17 protein-coding genes are annotated in these 16,151 nt (G+C 64.4%); 12 read left to right on the forward strand and 5 right to left on the reverse strand.

Annotated elements, in window-relative coordinates; genetic code table 11:
* Positions 1-51: 51 nt before the first annotated feature.
* The 4 genes from ACWJI3_RS13730 to ACWJI3_RS13745 all read right to left on the reverse strand — a co-directional run bounded on the left by ACWJI3_RS13730 (position 52) and on the right by ACWJI3_RS13745 (position 4,821).
* Positions 52-252: a phycobilisome linker polypeptide gene (locus ACWJI3_RS13730; RefSeq protein WP_094512737.1), complete on the reverse strand. Its 201-nt coding sequence runs from the start codon at positions 250-252 to the stop codon at positions 52-54.
* 33 nt (positions 253-285) lie between these two features.
* Complete coding sequence (gene apcB, locus ACWJI3_RS13735; RefSeq protein ID WP_094512736.1) at positions 286-774, reverse strand: allophycocyanin subunit beta; 489 nt, start codon at positions 772-774, stop codon at positions 286-288.
* Between the two features lie 42 nt (positions 775-816).
* Positions 817-1,302 carry a globin family protein gene (locus ACWJI3_RS13740; RefSeq protein WP_094512735.1) on the reverse strand — a complete coding sequence of 162 codons (486 nt, stop codon included), beginning with the start codon at positions 1,300-1,302 and terminating at the stop codon, positions 817-819.
* A gap of 501 nt (positions 1,303-1,803) precedes the next feature.
* A complete protein-coding gene (locus ACWJI3_RS13745; RefSeq protein ID WP_255101111.1) occupies positions 1,804-4,821 on the reverse strand; it encodes a phycobilisome rod-core linker polypeptide in 3,018 nt (1,005 codons plus the stop codon).
* Between the two features lie 116 nt (positions 4,822-4,937).
* On the opposite strand from ACWJI3_RS13745, the gene ACWJI3_RS13750 reads away from it, so the two are divergent.
* The 12 genes from ACWJI3_RS13750 (at position 4,938) to ACWJI3_RS13805 (ending at position 14,948) form a co-directional block, all read left to right on the forward strand.
* Positions 4,938-6,185: a class I SAM-dependent methyltransferase gene (locus ACWJI3_RS13750; RefSeq protein WP_480203969.1), complete on the forward strand. Its 1,248-nt coding sequence runs from the start codon at positions 4,938-4,940 to the stop codon at positions 6,183-6,185.
* Between the two features lie 51 nt (positions 6,186-6,236).
* On the forward strand, positions 6,237-6,830 hold the full coding sequence (locus tag ACWJI3_RS13755; protein ID WP_480203970.1) for an ATP synthase subunit I: 594 nt from the start codon (positions 6,237-6,239) through the stop codon (positions 6,828-6,830).
* Positions 6,831-6,902: 72 nt separating this feature from the next.
* Positions 6,903-7,631, forward strand: a complete 729-nt coding sequence (atpB, locus tag ACWJI3_RS13760; protein ID WP_094512732.1) for a F0F1 ATP synthase subunit A — start codon at positions 6,903-6,905, stop codon at positions 7,629-7,631.
* Positions 7,632-7,780: 149 nt separating this feature from the next.
* Positions 7,781-8,029 carry an ATP synthase F0 subunit C gene (gene atpE / locus ACWJI3_RS13765; RefSeq protein WP_010315318.1) on the forward strand — a complete coding sequence of 83 codons (249 nt, stop codon included), beginning with the start codon at positions 7,781-7,783 and terminating at the stop codon, positions 8,027-8,029.
* Between the two features lie 141 nt (positions 8,030-8,170).
* Entirely contained in the window at positions 8,171-8,641 is a 471-nt protein-coding gene (locus ACWJI3_RS13770; protein WP_094512731.1) for a F0F1 ATP synthase subunit B', read from the forward strand.
* Between the two features lie 17 nt (positions 8,642-8,658).
* Entirely contained in the window at positions 8,659-9,180 is a 522-nt protein-coding gene (locus tag ACWJI3_RS13775) for a F0F1 ATP synthase subunit B (protein ID WP_480204063.1), read from the forward strand.
* Positions 9,180-9,728 (forward strand): ATP synthase F1 subunit delta, encoded by a 549-nt coding sequence (atpH, locus tag ACWJI3_RS13780; RefSeq protein ID WP_480203971.1) that lies wholly within the window; start codon positions 9,180-9,182, stop codon positions 9,726-9,728. The genes ACWJI3_RS13775 and atpH overlap by 1 nt, the downstream gene beginning before the upstream one ends.
* A 79-nt stretch (positions 9,729-9,807) precedes the next feature.
* Positions 9,808-11,325 carry a F0F1 ATP synthase subunit alpha gene (gene atpA, locus ACWJI3_RS13785; RefSeq protein WP_094512728.1) on the forward strand — a complete coding sequence of 506 codons (1,518 nt, stop codon included), beginning with the start codon at positions 9,808-9,810 and terminating at the stop codon, positions 11,323-11,325.
* Positions 11,326-11,351: 26 nt separating this feature from the next.
* Positions 11,352-12,305: a F0F1 ATP synthase subunit gamma gene (locus ACWJI3_RS13790; protein WP_094512727.1), complete on the forward strand. Its 954-nt coding sequence runs from the start codon at positions 11,352-11,354 to the stop codon at positions 12,303-12,305.
* The gene (locus tag ACWJI3_RS13795; RefSeq protein ID WP_480203972.1) at positions 12,286-13,011 is read left to right on the forward strand and encodes a TIGR02466 family protein; all 726 of its coding nucleotides are present in this window, start codon (positions 12,286-12,288) and stop codon (positions 13,009-13,011) included. The genes ACWJI3_RS13790 and ACWJI3_RS13795 overlap by 20 nt, the downstream gene beginning before the upstream one ends.
* Before the next feature lie 260 nt (positions 13,012-13,271).
* Positions 13,272-13,595: a 2Fe-2S iron-sulfur cluster-binding protein gene (locus ACWJI3_RS13800; RefSeq protein WP_094512726.1), complete on the forward strand. Its 324-nt coding sequence runs from the start codon at positions 13,272-13,274 to the stop codon at positions 13,593-13,595.
* A gap of 252 nt (positions 13,596-13,847) precedes the next feature.
* Entirely contained in the window at positions 13,848-14,948 is a 1,101-nt protein-coding gene (locus tag ACWJI3_RS13805; RefSeq protein ID WP_480203973.1) for a DUF3326 domain-containing protein, read from the forward strand.
* A gap of 28 nt (positions 14,949-14,976) precedes the next feature.
* On the opposite strand, the gene ald is transcribed toward ACWJI3_RS13805, so the two are convergent.
* Positions 14,977-16,116 (reverse strand): alanine dehydrogenase, encoded by a 1,140-nt coding sequence (ald, locus tag ACWJI3_RS13810; protein ID WP_094512724.1) that lies wholly within the window; start codon positions 16,114-16,116, stop codon positions 14,977-14,979.
* Positions 16,117-16,151: the final 35 nt, after the last annotated feature.

Consider the following 16,151-nt stretch of genomic DNA (forward strand, 5'->3'; position numbering starts at 1 on the left):
CGTGACGGTAATGATCAGTGAAGACCACTACAGATGAAGCAAAACTCAGGCTTAGTTGCCGACGTTGACCTGACGACGGCCGGTAGCCAGTTCGACTTTGAGGATCTTGCCTCCCTGCTTCATGATTCGCTGTTGTTCAGCAAACCAGCTTTCATACGGCACCCACTTGGTGAAGAAAGTGTTTTGCAACTCCCTCTGACTCCGCACCTTTTCTGGGCATGGAATGCAGGCCGTGATTTTGAACAGACGCATGAAGAAGCCCTCGCTGAGTTCCTTGGGAGGTGATCAGTTGCCCAGGCCGGAACTGATGTAGTCGAGGTAGGTGCCGAGCTCGCGACCGGCATCAGCGCCGACCAGAGAAGCTGCCGTTTCCTTCATCGCCTGGATCGACTGCACCGTGGCACCGATGGGCACACCCAGAGAGTTGTAAGTCTCCTTCAGGCCGTTGAGGACACGCTCATCAAGGATGGAGGTGTCACCAGCCAGCATGGCGTAGGTGGCGTAACGGAGGTAGTAGTCGAGATCGCGGATGCAAGCGGCGTACCTCCGAGTGGTGTACATGTTGCCGCCCGGACGGGTGATGTCCGAATACAGCAGCGTCTTGGCCACAGCTTCTTTGATGATCGCTGAGGCGTTGGCGCTGATGGTGGCAGCAGCCCTCACACGCAGTTCGCCACTGGCGAAATACTGCTCAAGGCGTCCGATGGAGGAATCGTCCAGGTAAAGGCCCTGAACGTCGGACTGATTGATGACGTTGGTGATCGCGTCTTGCATGTGTCCGGGGAAGAGGCGGTGGGCAGGGGGTGTGGCGAACGCTCAGGAAAGGGCGCCGATGACGTAGTCGAAGTAGAAGCCAGCTTCTTCGGCATCGGCTCCCGTGAGAATTCCGAGAGAGGCGTTCTTGAGCTCCCGCACGGCTTCGGCCATGGCCTCAAGCGGTGTGCCCAGTGCCTTGTACATCTCGCGGGCACCGATGATGCCGATCTCTTCGATGGGCGTCACGTCTCCCGCGACCATTCCGTAGGTCACGAGACGGAGGTAGTAGTCGATGTCCCGAAGACAGGTGGCTGTCATCTCTTCTCCGTAGGCGTTGCCGCCCGGGGAGATGATGTCGGGACGCTTTTGAAAGAGGGCGCCGCCGGCCTGCTTCACAATGCGCTCGCGGCTCTCGCTCAAGACCTGAGCCACCCGCAGACGGCGCTGCCCGCCGGCTACGAAAGACTTGATCTGGTCGAGTTCGCCAGGGCTGAGATAGCGGGCTTCGGCGTCCGCGTTGATGATCGAGTTGGAGACGATGCTCATGCAGTTCTGCCTCGAAACAAGCGGTCGCCGTTATGGAGACCGATATCCGGTGGGTAAGGGATGCCCCCCTGACCTGCGACGTCCGATGGCTTTGAGGGCCAGAGCGAATGGTGTTGCAAGCGTGGGCTGACGATCGTGCTTGCCGATCGCCGAATCATTCTGCGGCAAGACCCACCGCAGGCCTGGGCCCGGTAACAGTTCTTCACGGCGAGCGAACCGCGAAATCCCAGGTGGGGCAACGATTTTCGCCGATCCATCACGCCGTGTTCCTGGGGGTCATTGTCAGGAAACTCCATGGAAAACATTGGCTGCCGTTGGACGTTGATCGCCCAACTTGTCAGGATCATGCGAGGTCTCCCCTGAAGTTTGACCAAGGTTTCACTTCGATCTGCGCACTTGGTTGGGCCAGATTGATACCCAAGCACAAAAAACCTCCTGGATTGAGATCCAGGAGGTGCAGGGTGGCGCAGATGAGATTGAATCAGTGTCTGGGCTTGATGCTCAGATGGCGCCCCGGGTGGGTGGGGTGAGTCCGGCGTTGCCGGCGTAGAGCGCAGCGGTTCGGTTCACAGTGGGCAATGGGATGCCGTCCTCGGTGTTGAGGCCCCAGAGATAAGGAACAGTGTCGCGGCCGAAGCGGGCGGCATACTCCTCACTGGTGAGCAGAGCGCTCAGGGCGGTCGTCTGGCCCTGCTTGCCGCGCACGGCCAGGAAATCGCTCACCTCTTTGGGTTGACCGGCCCGCCCCATCAGGGCGAGATAGGCCGCAGAGGCGGCGCGAAGCGGGGCCATGCGGTTGAGGCGCTGCTGGAACAGGTCACTGGACGCGACGATCCCGACAAACTCGGACAGGGAGATCTGCCCATCACGCAATTGGGATTCGGCGTCACCGAGCCGTTCAGCTGCCAATGGCATGCGATTCAGCAGTTGCCGGTAGGTGGCTGCAATCACAGCCTGAAGTGAAGACTCGCTGGCTCCGGGCCGCCAGGTGATCGGCGCGCCGATGCCACGTCGGCGGCTGAAGCCCTGAGGACGGGCACCCTGGAGGGCGTTCGCCATCGCGGCCTGGGGTTCGCGAACCTGAGTGAAGCTGGCGCCATTGCCGCTCAGGCGGGCAGACCAGCCCCCCACCGGCGGAGAAGAAAGCTGGCGCGTGGTCTGGGCGGGAGCGGGTGACCAGGCAGGAGCCGCGTAGCCAAAGCGCTGACGTGCAGCACTCCAGCGCCGGGTGGGCTCCGGCGGCTGCTTGATGCTCTGGGGTCCCTCCACCGAAGGACGGGCAGCAGGCTGCTCGCCATCGGCGATCTTGGGGCTCCAGCCGCCCACAACGCGCTGCAGGCGACGGTCTGGCAGGTTGCGTTGGGTGAGGTCGCCGCTACCGCGGAACGACTCGTTACGGGCAGTTTCGGGGCGGCGCACAGGGGTGAGCTCCACAACCGCTGCCGCGTTGTAAGGCACCTTCAGCTTCGGCACCCGACGGGCGTTGAGATCGGCCGGCGTGACAAACCGCTCGTAGGGAACGGTGTCCTCACCGAAGGACTGGCTGTATTCGGCGCTTTCAAGGATCGCGTCGATGACGCCGTAGAAGCCCTTGCGAGCGGCTGTGTCGAAGTAGCTGTTGATCTCCCAGCGGCCGAAGGTAGGCCGGCCGAGCAGACGTCGATGGATCACCTCAATCGCTTTGGTGATGTACAGACCCGACCAGTAGCGGCGGCGGAAGGGATTCGAACGCGCCACCAGGCGAATGAACTCCCTCAGGGAGATGTCACCGTTCTCCAGCTTGATCTCTTCGACAGTGAGTCGTTCGCCCTGGTAGCCAGCGGTGCCGAGCACCTGGACGTAGACGGCACGAATCACCGCCTGGGTGCTGGATTCGGTGCCACGAATGCTGGGTTCTCCACCTCGGCGGGGCACGGAGGCGCCACCGGTGGAAATCTGCTGGAGGCGAACCACCTTCGGCCCCACCCGTCGCGGAGTGGACGCGCGGAATTGGGGGCTGTCCATCTGACCCGGCTGCTTCATGCCGTTGCCCACCAGGATGCGGCGGGTGTCGTAGCCGAAGGGCGCTGGCCGGGTGGCCACCGAGGCCGTGGACGACGGAAAGATTGCCCCGTACGTGAGGCCCAGAGGGTCGTTGCCGCCGCCGTAGACGTGCTGGTCGGGCAGAGGCTGCCTGTAAGCGGCGTAGAGGGTGATGTATTGAGGCGCGCCTTCGAACGGGGCGCTGAACCGGAAGAGTTTGCGGTTGGAACCCCAGCCGGCACTCTCCTGAGCTTCTTCACCGAGATCGCGCAGGTAAGGAACCGTTTCCTCCCCGAACACCTGGGCGTACTCCATGGAATTGATCAGGGAGTCGACCAGGCCGGCCAGGCCCTGGGCGCTGACAATCGCGAAGTAGCGGCGGAACTCCTCAATCGAACTGACACCGCGTCCGAGGAAATGACGGAAGGCCAGCTCCACCACCCGGCTGTTGGAGAATCTGCCGTAAAACTGGCGGCGGTATTCCTTGCTGCGACCGAGGGCGCGGATGAAATCGCGCATCGCCAGCTGGCCCTGTCGCAGCTGGGTGGCTTCCACCGGGCACACCACCTGGGAGTAGCCCTTGACGATGTCGCGTTCGAAGACCTGGCGATAGGCGGCCCGGATCACCTCGGCCTTCTCACGCCCGGAGAGGCCTGGCTTCATCACGAAGCGCTGGGGGGATTCGGCTGCGAGGGCGTAGATCGCCGGCAGCTGCAGGCCCTGGTTCTCAGGGCTGCCGAGGCGCTGGCGCGGTGAAGGCGTGGGAACGTCCAGTTCCTTGAGCAGGACGTTGAAGCAGTCGATCACCAGCTGACGGGCCTCTGATTCCTGCCGGAAAAGATTGGCCGCTGCTGCTCGCATTTCCTGCAGCGCCACATTGGTGGCGGCCAGGGAACAGGCTTTCTCCAGGACGTCGCGGAGGCCCCGGGTGTTCACCGCCAGGATGCTGGGATCGCCCGCCACGACGGCGTATCCCACGTAGCGCAGGAACCAGCCCATGTCCCGCAGGGACTTGCGCATCCGCTCAGTGCCGTAGCGAGCCACGCTGATCGGCGTGAAGCCCGTGGGCAGCACCACCCGTACGTCGGCGTCGGCTTGCAGACCCTCGAGCACCCGCCCGAGCAGGCCACTTCCGCCGGTTCCCTGGGCGAAGGTGCGCACCGAACGGCTGAAGGCGGCCTGGTCGGCGGCAAGTACGGCCTCTTCAGGCACGGTGACCGCAAAGGGCGTCAGCGGCTCATCGAGATAGGAGAGCGGTGTGCCGCCGGCGAAGATGCGGTTGGCCGCCTTGGCGACGATGGCATCCGCATTGGCCGAGAGTCTGCGGGCCGCTTCCATGCGGGTGGCGCCGCTCTGAAAGAAGGTGAGGAGCGTGTCGAGCTCCCCCTTTTCGGGAAAGCGATCCTGCTGCTCCGCCTGACGGACGCTGGAGAGCGGCAGGGTGTCGTAGCGCTGAGGGCTGACCCTGTTGCTGCCGCTGCTGGCGGTCACGGTCATGGAGAGGGGCGTGTACCAGGCCTGGCCAGGGTACGGCTCAGCTTCCGGCCCTTTTGAACGCCATAGACAAATGTTTGCAGCCCTGAGGGCACGAGGGGCACAGGCTGGGCCCGGCCATGAAAAGCTCGCCTTTCCCCTTCTCCGTTCCTTTGCCTGTGTCCGAGCCAGTCGCCGATGCCGCCACACCGGCGGTGCGCTCCTTCTACGACCGCTTCCCTTATCCCGGCGATCCCCTGCAGGACGGCCCCCCGCCCGGGTACAACTGGCGCTGGTGCTACCCCTGCGTGGTGAGCGCCTGCACGGGGATGCTCCCGGAACAGGCGGAGCCCTTGCGCCTGCTTGATGCCGGCTGCGGTACGGGCGTGAGCACCGACTATCTCGCCCATCTCAACCCTGGGGCCGAGATCCTCGCGGTGGACATCAGCCCTGGCACGCTGGAGGTGGCCCGCCGGCGGTTGGAGCGCTCGGGCGGCACCAGGGTGGCCGGCTCCTTGCGGATCGAGCAACGCAGCCTGCTGGACCTCCAGGGCGAAGGCCCCTTCGACCTGATCAATTCCGTGGGAGTGCTGCACCACCTGCGGCAACCGGAAGCTGGCCTGAAGGCCCTGGCAGCGTTGCTGCGCCCAGGCGGGCTCCTGCACCTTTTCCTCTATGCCGATGGAGGGCGCTGGGAGATTCACCGTGTTCAGGCCGCCCTCTCTCTGATGGGGGTCAATGGCGATGGCGAAGGACTGCGCCTGGGGCGCCAGCTGTTCGATGCTCTGCCGCCAGCCAACCGCCTGCGTCTCCACCATGAGCAGCGTTGGGCGCTCGATACGGCGGCCGACGTCAACTTCGCGGACATGTATCTCCACCCGCAGGAGACCAGTTACGACATCAAGCGTCTCTTCGATTTCGTCGATCAGGCCGACCTGAGTTTCGCTGGCTTCTCCAATCCCCAGGTCTGGGATCCGGCCCGGCTGTTGTCAGGAGAACTGCTCGAACGCGCTCGTGCCCTGCCCGAGCGGGAGCGTTGGGCGTTGGTGGAGGCCCTCGACCCGGACATCAGCCATTTCGAGTTCTTCCTCAGCCGTGGCGAGCTGCCCAGGCAGACCTGGGAGGACGACTCCACGCTGCTGGCTGCGCACGGCTGCCGCAACCCCTGCCTCTGGGGCTGGCCCGGTGCCAGCCTGCTGGACCCCGATCTGCGGCCACGCGATCTCACCCCGGATGCCGTGGAGCTGCTCACTCAGATCGAGCAGGCGCCACCGGACACAGCGCTCAGGGCACTGCCGCTCGCCTGGGAGCCCGCCCGCATCGCCGGTACTGCCCGCTGGCTCTGGCAGCACCGTTTGCTGTTGCTGAGCGCACCAGTGCCAGCCTGAAACGTCAAGGGAGCTGTGCGGGCTCCGTGATAGATTCCGGCCGCCTTTCCAATGGATTTGGAGCGTTTGCAGGCTCTTCCCGACGCGTCCAAGATCACATCCGGCATGCCTGCCGGGGGTGTTTCGGGCGGCTCCCGTCAGGCCCTGAGCCTCGAGCCCACCTCAGACGTTTTTCCTCCTCAGGAAATCAATGATCTGCGGGCAGCGCTCCTGCGCGATCTCTCCGGGCGTTCCTCGGAAGTTCCGCTTCTGATCCAACCGGTTCAACCTGACGCAACGCTCCCAACCGAGGCCCCGCTGGCCAACGGTATGGACGACTACGCCAGGTTGCAGCGCCGCATTCAGCTGGCCACGCTGATTCTTTCCGCGTTTGCCGTTGTTCTTGCTGCCCTCCTGTTCGATCGTTCCACGGCTTTGAGCCTCGCTGTAGGCGCACTGGCCGGCATGCTCTACATGCGGATGCTTGCCCGCAGTGTCGCTCGCATCGGCGGCGACAAACGCGCGGTCGGCAAGTCCCAGTTGCTTGTGCCGATCGTGCTTGTGCTGGCAGCCTCCCGGTTGCCATATCTGGAGATCGTGCCTTCGCTTGTTGGATTTCTTCTCTACAAGCCGGCCTTGATTCTTCAGGCTCTCACCGACCGCTGATTCCCGGCCACCGTCCCGTCGATCCGGGCCTCCTGTCCTTTCTCGTCGCTTCTGCGTCACCCCAGCACACCGATGGCACCGTTGTCTCTCTTGCTGCCCCTGGCCGAACTGGAGGTTGGAAAACACCTCTACTGGAAGATTGGTGGTCTGGTGATCCACGGTCAGGTGTTCATCAGTTCCTGGGTTGTGATCGGCGCCCTGCTGGCACTGGTCGTGGTGGGCACCCGCAAGCTGGAGAGAGATCCCAGGGGTGTTCAGAACCTGCTGGAGTTCCTCTGGTCCTACGTCCGTGATCTGGCTCGTGAGCAGATCGGCGAAAAGGCCTACCGCGATTGGTTGCCGTTCATCGGCACCCTTTTTCTGTTCATCTTCGTCAGCAACTGGGGCGGCGCCCTGGTTCCCTGGAAGTTGATCCACCTTCCGAGTGGAGAGCTCGGTGCTCCCACCGCCGACATCAACACAACCATCGCCTTGGCGCTGCTTGTTTCTCTCGCCTATTTCTACGCAGGTCTCAGCCGGAAAGGTTTCCGGTATTTCGAGTACTACGTGGAGCCCACTCCGATCATGCTTCCGTTCAAGATCGTTGAGGATTTCACCAAGCCTCTCTCCCTTTCTTTCCGTCTGTTCGGCAACATTCTTGCTGACGAACTTGTGGTGGCCGTTCTGGCCTTCCTGGTGCCCCTGATTGTGCCGCTGCCCGCCATGTTTCTTGGCCTGTTCACCAGCGCCATTCAGGCCCTGATCTTCGCCACCCTTGCTGCCTACTACATCGGCGAGGCTGTTCACGAAGAAGCTCACTGAACCTCTGCCGCCCAGGCACGTCCCAGCGATCTGCTAAACCTCCTGCGCGTAGGTCCGGCCATTGCCGGGCCCATCTCCGATCCGGGGATGTCCCAAGCGCCAGGTCCAACCCGCGCTTCACCGGCGCCTTCCATCCCCCCCGTTCCAAAATGGATTCCATCACTTCCGCCGCCTCCGTCGTGGCTGCCGGTCTTGCCGTCGGCCTCGGCGCCATCGGCCCCGGCATCGGTCAGGGCACCGCTGCCGGCGGCGCTGTTGAGGGCATCGCCCGCCAGCCCGAAGCCGAAGGCAAGATCCGCGGCACCCTGCTGCTGTCGCTGGCCTTCATGGAAGCTCTGACCATCTACGGCCTTGTTGTGGCCCTGGTGCTCCTGTTCGCGAACCCTTTCGCAGGCTGATCGCCGTCCGTCGGGATCGGGAGACCAGCCCATTCATTTGGTGCGGCCCCGATCCAGACCCTGGCTTCGTTTGAACCGTCCAGACCCATCTGCCGTGCTTTGCACGGCAGCCGTACCTGATCCTTCCAGCGTCCCTGCCCCATGACCAGCTGGCTTCTGCTCGCCGCAGCCGGTGCTCCAGAGGGAGGTCTCTTCGACCTCGATGCCACCCTGCCGCTCATGGCGGTGCAGGTGGTGCTCCTCACCTACGTTCTCAACCTGCTGTTCTTCCGGCCAATTGGTCGCACGGTTGAAGAGCGCGACAGCTACATCACTCTGAGCCGTGCGGATGCCAAGCAGAAGCTTGCACAAGCCGAGCGCCTCGCCGCCGATCTCACCGCCCAGCTGAAGGACGCTCGACAGAAGTCCCAGACGCTGATCGTGGAAGCCGAGGAGGAGATGGACCGGCTGTATCGCTCGGCCCTTGCTGCTGCACAGGCCGATGTCAACGCCAGCATGGAAAGCGCACGCCGCACCATCGAGGCTGAACGTCAGAAGGCCATGGAGCACCTTGAAGGCGAATCCGATCTTCTCAGCGAACTGATCGTCAACCGTCTGCTGGCTGCGAAATGACTCCTTCCCTCTTTCTGATGGCGCCCCATACCCCGCTGTTCGCCAGCGAGGGACATTTCGGGCTCAATCTCAATCTTTTCGAAACCAACGTCATCAACCTGGCGATCGTGATCGCCGCGCTGGTGTGGTTTCTGCCCAAGGTTCTCGGCAGCGCTTTGGAGCGAAGGCGCGAAGTGATCCTGAGCGATCTCCAGGACGCCGAGGAGCGGCTTGGCGCAGCCACAGCCGCTCTTGCCACAGCCCAGAAGGATCTGGCCGAGGCTCAGATCAAGGCGGATCAGATCAGGGCCGACGGCAAAGTGCGCGCTGAGTCCATCCGGCTCGAAAGCGAGCGCCGCACGGTGGAAGCCATGGCGCTGCTGAAACAGGGCTCAAGCAACGATCTTCAATCAGAAGCCGACAGGGTGAGCGAAAAGCTCCGCCGCGAGGCGGCCAGGCTGGCGGTCGAAAAGGCTCTTGCAGCTCTCCCCTCTAAGCTCGATGCCGGTGCCCAGCTCGCACTGATCGACCGTTCCATCGAATCGCTGGGTGAAGTCTGATGCCCTTGCTCAATACCATCGCTTCGCCCTACGCCGAAGCCCTTCTCCAGATCACCGATCAATCCGGTGAGAGTGAACTCGTTGCCGAGCAGGCCAAGCAGTTGCTTGATCTCTGGCACCAATCCGCTGAGTTGCGCCAATCCTTCGTTTCCCCTGTGATTGAGCCGGAAACGAAGAAAGCCATTGTGGTGGCCCTCTTCCAGGAGCAGCTCACTCCGTCGTTCCTGAACCTCCTCAAGCTCCTCGCTGATCGTCAGAGGATCTCAATCCTTGATTCGATCCTGGAGCGCTTCCTCACACTCTTCCGTGAGCAGCGCCACATCGCTCTGGCCAGCGTGGTTTCCGCCACGCCTTTGAGCGACGAGCAGCAACAGGCCCTGCGCGCCAAGGTGCAGGCGCTGGCTGGTACCGAAAACGTCGAGTTCAAGCTCGACGTCGATCCCTCGTTGATTGGCGGGCTGATCGTCAGATTCGGATCCAAGGTGATCGACGCCAGCCTCTCCGGCCAGGTCCGGAGGCTTGGACTGGCGCTCGCCAAGAGCGGCTGAGCCCCAAGGTTCCCGGCTTTCTCCTTCTTCCCCTCCCCTCCTTTCCTTCCATCGCCTCCCCGCGCGGGGAACTGAACCCATGGTTTCCATCCGTCCCGACGAGATCAGCGCCATCCTCAAGCAGCAGATCGAGGACTACGACAAGTCCGTATCGGTCAGCAACGTCGGCACGGTGCTCCAGGTGGGCGACGGCATCGCCAGGGTCTATGGCCTTGAGCAGGTGATGGCTGGCGAACTGCTCGAGTTCGAAGACGGCACCGAGGGCATTGCTCTCAATCTGGAAGACGACAACGTCGGCGTGGTGCTGATGGGCGAAGGCATCAGCATTCAGGAAGGCAGCACGGTCAAAGCCACCGGACGCATCGCTGAAGTGCCGGTGGGCGACGCCATGCTCGGCAGGGTTGTGGATCCGCTGGCCCGGCCCATCGACGGCAAAGGTGAGATTGCCACCTCGGAAACCCGCCTGATCGAATCGCCCGCACCTGGAATCATCCAGCGCAAGTCGGTGCATGAGCCGATGCAGACGGGCATCACCGCGATCGACGCCATGATTCCGATCGGCCGCGGCCAGCGCGAACTGATCATCGGTGACCGCCAGACCGGCAAGACGGCCATCGCCATCGACACCATCTTGAACCAGAAGGGTGAGGGTGTTGTTTGCGTCTATGTGGCGATCGGCCAGAAGCAGGCTTCAGTGGCCAACGTCATTGATGTGCTGCGTGAGAAGGGAGCCCTCGATTACACGATCGTTGTGGCAGCCTGTGCCTCCGAGCCGGCGGCCCTTCAGTACCTCGCCCCTTATGCCGGCGCGGCTATTGCTGAGTACTTCATGTACAAAGGCCAGGCCACCCTGGTGATCTACGACGACCTCACCAAGCAGGCCCAGGCTTACCGCCAGATGTCCCTGCTGCTGCGCCGCCCGCCCGGCCGTGAGGCCTACCCCGGCGACGTCTTCTATTGCCACAGCCGTCTGCTGGAGCGGGCCGCCAAGCTGTCCGATGCCATGGGCAAAGGCAGCATGACAGCCCTGCCCATCATCGAAACCCAGGCTGGAGACGTTTCCGCCTACATCCCCACCAACGTGATCTCGATCACGGATGGCCAGATCTTCCTCACGTCCGACCTCTTCAACTCCGGCCTGCGGCCCGCCATCAACGTGGGCATTTCGGTCAGCCGCGTGGGCGGTGCAGCTCAGACCAAAGCCATCAAGAAGATCGCCGGCACCCTCAAACTGGAACTGGCCCAGTTCGACGAACTCGCTGCCTTCTCCCAGTTCGCTTCTGACCTGGATGCCGCCACACAGAAGCAGCTTGGCCGGGGCAAGCGCCTGCGTGAACTGCTCAAGCAACCCCAGTACAGCCCGCTGATTCTGGCCGAACAGGTGGCCGTGGTCTATGCCGGGGTCAAGGGCCTGATCGATGACGTGGCCATCGATCAGGTGACCCAGTTCGTTCGCGAGCTGCGGGAATACCTCAAGACCAATGCGGCTGCCTATATCGAGCAGGTGCAAACCGAGAAGCAGTTGAGCGAATCCTCCGAGGCCATGCTCAAGGCGGCCATCAGCGAAGTCACCTCCACCCTTCTGGCTTCGGCCTGATCTCCCTGAAGCGAAGCACCTGAACCATGGCCAACCTCAAGGAAACCCGCGACCGCATCAGTTCGGTCAAGAACACCCGCAAGATCACCGAGGCCATGGGGATGGTCGCGGCAGCCAAGGTGCGGCGTGCCCAGGAACAGGTGCTGCGGTCGAGGCCGTTTGCCGACCGCCTGGCCCGGATGCTCGAAAACCTGCAGACCCGTCTGCGTTTCGAGGATGTGGCCAACACCCCGCTGCTTGAACAGACCCGGCCTGTGCGTCACATCACCCTTGTGGTGGTGAGTGCTGACCGTGGCCTCTGTGGTGGCTACAACGCCAACATCATCAAGCGCACGGAACAGCGTTTCGCTGAGCTCAAGGGCCAGGGTTTCACGGTGGAACTGGTGCTGATCGGACGCAAGGCCGCCGGATACTTCAAGAACCGTTCCTATCCGATCCTCACCACGTTCACCGGCCTTGAGCAGGTGCCTACAGCGGATGAGGCGGGCAAGATCGGCGACGAAGTGCTGGCGGCCTTCCTCTCCGGCAGCACAGACCGGGTGGAGATGATCTACACCAAGTTCATCAACCTCGTGAGCAGCGGCCCTGTCTCCCAGACCCTGCTGCCGCTCGACCCCCAGGGCATTGCCGCCCAGGATGATGAGATTTTCCGTCTCACCACACGGGAAGGTCGGCTGGCGGTTGAACGGGGCGTCCCTTCCGGCAACAGCGTTCCGCCTTTGGAGTCGGAGTTCGTGTTTGAGCAGAGCCCGGATCAGCTGCTCAATGCCCTGCTGCCGCTTTACCTCGACAACCAACTGCTTCGTTCCCTCCAGGAAGCCGCCGCGAGTGAGCTGGCCAGCCGCATGACGGCCATGAACAGCGCCAGCGATAACGCCAAGGAGCTCGCCAAGTCGCTCACTCTCGATTACAACAAGGCCCGCCAGGCTGCGATCACCCAGGAAATCCTGGAAATCGTGGGTGGCTCGGCGATGGGCTGAGGCCATCATCGAGATCCAGCCGCTGTTCCCGCTGGCGCTCGGCCGCCAGCAACTGCGCCCCGACCCGCTCGACTCAGCCGTGATGCTGCAGGAGGCCCTGCAGCTTCGCGGTGCAGCCAATGGCAATCCGTCCGAAGGTTGCGCCTGGACGGGCGACCTGAATGACGCCTGGCAGGTGCATCGCCGCCCTGCTTTTGGCTGGCTCGTGACGCAGCTTGAACTTGCTGCGCCGGCCTATCTCCGAGCGCTCGGTTTTGACACCGAGCAGATTGACTTGCACCTGCAGCGTGCCTGGCCCGTGGTGAGCGAGCCGGGTCAAGCCGTCGGCCGCCACCATCACCCCAACGCCCATCTCAGTGCGGTGTACTACATCACGGGGGATGGCAGTGGTCGCTGCGGCTGCCTGCGGCTCTTCCCGCACCGTCAGGTGAACGAGCTGGTGCCGGGCCTGGCCGTCGGTCACAGCGGGCCGATCACCCCTGATCACCCCCTCAACGCCCCCTGGCAGGACGTGGCTCCTCAGGCTGGTCTTCTGGTGCTTTTTCCTGCGAGCACCGATCACGCGGTGCTGCCCAATGAGGACGACGAGCGGCGCTGCTCGGTGAGCTTTGACCTTTTCCTCTCGGCCCGGTCCTCCAGCAGCCATCCCCCTGAGTTTCTCGCTCCCCACCCCGGCTCGTGGACACCGTTTGCGCGCACGGCCTGAGAGTCCGAACCAACAGCTTCCAGCCAGCAGCTTTCAGGAAGCACCTTTCAGCCAGCAGCTTCCCGCCAGCTGCCTCGCTCCCCGCATGGTTTCGCCCGGCGCCAAACAGCGGCGTTTCCCCGATTCCTTTGCCAACGGGCTTCGCTCCCTGCTTCGGGCCCTTCGGTGAAGACTGAGAGCTCCGTGCTGGCCCTCCGTCCGGGAAGATGGGGCCGCTGCCCTCCCTGAGCGGAGTTGCTCCGCTGCTTGCATCCTCTGCCATGAGTGAAACCTTCACCATCGTCGCTGCGCTCGACGGCGCGACCCATACCTTTTCCTGCTCGGCCGATCAGACGGTGCTGTCGGCGGCGGAAGCCGCTGGCGTGCCACTGCCCAGTTCCTGCTGCTCGGGGGTCTGCACCACCTGTGCGGCTGTGATCACAGAGGGAACGGTGCATCAGCCCGACGCCATGGGTGTCAAGGCCGACCTGCAGACTCAGGGCTATGCCCTGCTCTGTGTGGCCTATCCGCGCAGTGATCTGCAGCTGAAGGCGGGCCAGGAAGACGCGTTGTACGTAGCCCAGTTCGGGCAGTATCAGAAGTGAGCGCCTGGCCCGTGAAGCCAGAGATGCCGTGCGGTTGATCGCCAGGGAGGTGTGGGTGCCGCTTCCAGTCGCTGCGTCGTCGCCAACCCCAGCACCAGTCGCGCCATCGTCCTCCGCTTCGGTACTGGCCGCTGTGTTGGCGGCTCTCGATCGCGAGGAGGGCGTGCCGCTGCGCTGGGCGATCACGGCCGTCGAGAGCGCGGAGCACGGGGCCAGGCGCGCACGGCTGGAAGCAGTGCTGCTGGTGGAGCCATGACCCCTGCCATCGGCCCAGCGGCGCCTTTGCCGCTCCTGCTGGTGATCCCGACTGGGATCGGATGCTGCATCGGCGGCTATGCCGGTGATGGTTTACCTGCCGCGCGCCTGCTGGCGGCGGCCAGCGGCTGCCTGATCACCCACCCGAACGTGATGAATGGTGCCGCTCTCTACTGGAGCGACCCGAGGATCCACTACGTGGAGGGCTGGGCGTTGAACCGCTTCGCCGCCGGGGATCTGGCGCTCGCACCCGTGCGTCAGCGCCAGGTGGGACTGTTGCTGGATGCCGGCATCGAGCCGGAACTGCGTCAGCGGCACCTGCAGGTGGCGGATGCCTGCAGGGCCACGCTCGGCCTTGCCGTTGGCCCGGTGCTCACCACCGAGCGGCCCCTGGGGGTGGCGTTGAGCCGCAGCAGCAGCGGAGCGAGCGGTGGTGGGCTTGAGCATCCAGCCGAGCTGCTGCGGGCCGGGGAACGCCTGCGAGAGGCGGGGGCCACAGCCATTGCGATCGTGACCCGCTTCCCGGACGACAACGGCCCGCAGGAGCTTGCGGCCTACCGCGGCGGCGCTGGCGTCGACGGCCTGGCCGGTGCCGAGGCGGTGATCAGTCACCTGCTGGGACGCCAGCTGGGGATCCCCTGCGCCCACGCGCCCGCCCTGGCGCCACTGCCGCTGGAGGTGGGCCTTGATCCTCGCGCCGCAGCTGAAGAACTGGGGCACACGTTTCTGCCCTGCGTGCTCGTGGGCCTGAGCCGCGCCCCTGATCTGGTGCCGCTGCAGCCGGCATCCCCCCCGGTCGGTGCGGCGCTGCCCGCCGAGCTGATCCACCCCGCCCGGATCGGGGCCGTGGTGGCTCCCGCCGGCGCGCTGGGGGGGGAGGCGGTGCTGCGCTGCGCCGCCCACGGCCTGCCGGTGATCGCCGTTCAGAGCAATGCCTGTGTGCTCAAGGTCAGCGGCGACGCCCTCGGGATTCCGGTGCTTCCGGCCGCCACCTATGCCGAGGCGGCGGGTTTAGTGCTGGCTCTGCGCGAGGGGATCGCACCGTCAGCGCTGGTACGCCCTCTCCCCTCGCTGGCTGTTGGCGCGGCGGTGGATTGATCCGGATCAGCGCTGGCAGTGATCCCGATCAGCGCAGGCAGGCCATCGGGTGGCGAGTGGGCACACCCAGCGCCTTGGCCACCCCGGGATGGCACACCGCGCCATCCACCGTGTTCAGTCCCGAGAGCAGTTCGGGCCGCTCCGTGACCGCCTCCACCAGCCCCCGGCCGGCAATGCCGACGATGTAGGGCAGGGTGACGCTGACCAGCGCTTCGGTGGAGGTGAAGGGGACGGCGCCGGGCATGTTACCGACGGCATAATGCTGCACGCCATGGATCGTGACCACTGGATCCGTGTGGGTGGTTTCGCGGCTGGTGGCGATGCAGCCGCCCTGGTCGATCGCCACATCGACGATCACGGAGCCGGGCTTCATGCGTCGGACCAGATCTTCGTCGACGAGGGTGGGCGCCCGGCCGCCGGGGGTGAGCACCGCTCCGATCAGCAGATCGGCGCCGGGCACCATGCGCTCGATCAGGCCCCGGCTGCTCACCAGGCTCACCAGCCGGCCGCTTCGGTCGGATTCCAGGCTGCGCAGACGCTGAGGGGAGTGATCGAGCAGGAACACCTCCGCATCCATCGCCGCCGCCAGGCGGGCCGCATTCCACCCCACCGTGCCGGCCCCAAGCACCACGACCCGCGCCGGCCTGACGCCGGTGCAACCGCCGATCAGAACCCCGCGTCCGCCATGGGGCTTTTCGAGCAGGTGCGCGCCCACCTGGGCGGCGAGCCGGCCGGCGATTTCACTCATCGGCGCGAGCAACGGCAGGTTGCCGTTGTCGAGCTGAACGGTTTCGTAGGCCACCCCGGTGGTGCCAGCCTCCAGCAGCGCCCTGCCCACATCCGGGTAGGCCGCCAGGTGCAGGTAGGTGAACAGCACCAGGTCGCTGCGCAGAAAGCGGAACTCTTCGGCCTGGGGCTCCTTCACTTTCACCACCAGATGGGCCGCCCAGGCCTCTTCCTGGCTCACCAGCTGCGCCCCGGCTTCGGCGTAGCTGGAATCGTCGATGCCCGCACCATTGCCGGCGCCGCTCTGCACCCGCACCTCCAGGCCATGGGACACCAGCTCCCTGACACCATCGGGGGTGAGGGCCACGCGTTGTTCGTCCCGCTTGATTTCCGTGGGCACGCCGATGCTCGCGATCGGCGCGGTGGGACCGGGGCTGGCCATGCAACTCTCAATCTGCTTACACACTGGCGGCGGCG

This window comes from Marcopretia estuarina LEGE 06307 (assembly GCF_056633115.1).

Bases quoted from the DNA above. Each gene is read 5' to 3' on its own strand.
- ACWJI3_RS13730 (WP_094512737.1), bottom strand. From the start codon at position 252: ATGCGTCTGTTCAAAATCACGGCCTGCATTCCATGCCCAGAAAAGGTG.
- apcB (WP_094512736.1), bottom strand. From the start codon at position 774: ATGCAAGACGCGATCACCAACGTCATCAATCAGTCCGACGTTCAGGGC.
- ACWJI3_RS13740 (WP_094512735.1), bottom strand. From the start codon at position 1,302: ATGAGCATCGTCTCCAACTCGATCATCAACGCGGACGCCGAAGCCCGC.
- ACWJI3_RS13745 (WP_255101111.1), bottom strand. From the start codon at position 4,821: ATGACCGTGACCGCCAGCAGCGGCAGCAACAGGGTCAGCCCTCAGCGC.
- ACWJI3_RS13750 (WP_480203969.1), top strand. From the start codon at position 4,938: ATGAAAAGCTCGCCTTTCCCCTTCTCCGTTCCTTTGCCTGTGTCCGAG.
- ACWJI3_RS13755 (WP_480203970.1), top strand. From the start codon at position 6,237: ATGGATTTGGAGCGTTTGCAGGCTCTTCCCGACGCGTCCAAGATCACA.
- atpB (WP_094512732.1), top strand. From the start codon at position 6,903: ATGGCACCGTTGTCTCTCTTGCTGCCCCTGGCCGAACTGGAGGTTGGA.
- atpE (WP_010315318.1), top strand. From the start codon at position 7,781: ATGGATTCCATCACTTCCGCCGCCTCCGTCGTGGCTGCCGGTCTTGCC.
- ACWJI3_RS13770 (WP_094512731.1), top strand. From the start codon at position 8,171: ATGACCAGCTGGCTTCTGCTCGCCGCAGCCGGTGCTCCAGAGGGAGGT.
- ACWJI3_RS13775 (WP_480204063.1), top strand. From the start codon at position 8,659: ATGGCGCCCCATACCCCGCTGTTCGCCAGCGAGGGACATTTCGGGCTC.
- atpH (WP_480203971.1), top strand. From the start codon at position 9,180: ATGCCCTTGCTCAATACCATCGCTTCGCCCTACGCCGAAGCCCTTCTC.
- atpA (WP_094512728.1), top strand. From the start codon at position 9,808: ATGGTTTCCATCCGTCCCGACGAGATCAGCGCCATCCTCAAGCAGCAG.
- ACWJI3_RS13790 (WP_094512727.1), top strand. From the start codon at position 11,352: ATGGCCAACCTCAAGGAAACCCGCGACCGCATCAGTTCGGTCAAGAAC.
- ACWJI3_RS13800 (WP_094512726.1), top strand. From the start codon at position 13,272: ATGAGTGAAACCTTCACCATCGTCGCTGCGCTCGACGGCGCGACCCAT.
- ACWJI3_RS13805 (WP_480203973.1), top strand. From the start codon at position 13,848: ATGACCCCTGCCATCGGCCCAGCGGCGCCTTTGCCGCTCCTGCTGGTG.
- ald (WP_094512724.1), bottom strand. From the start codon at position 16,116: ATGGCCAGCCCCGGTCCCACCGCGCCGATCGCGAGCATCGGCGTGCCC.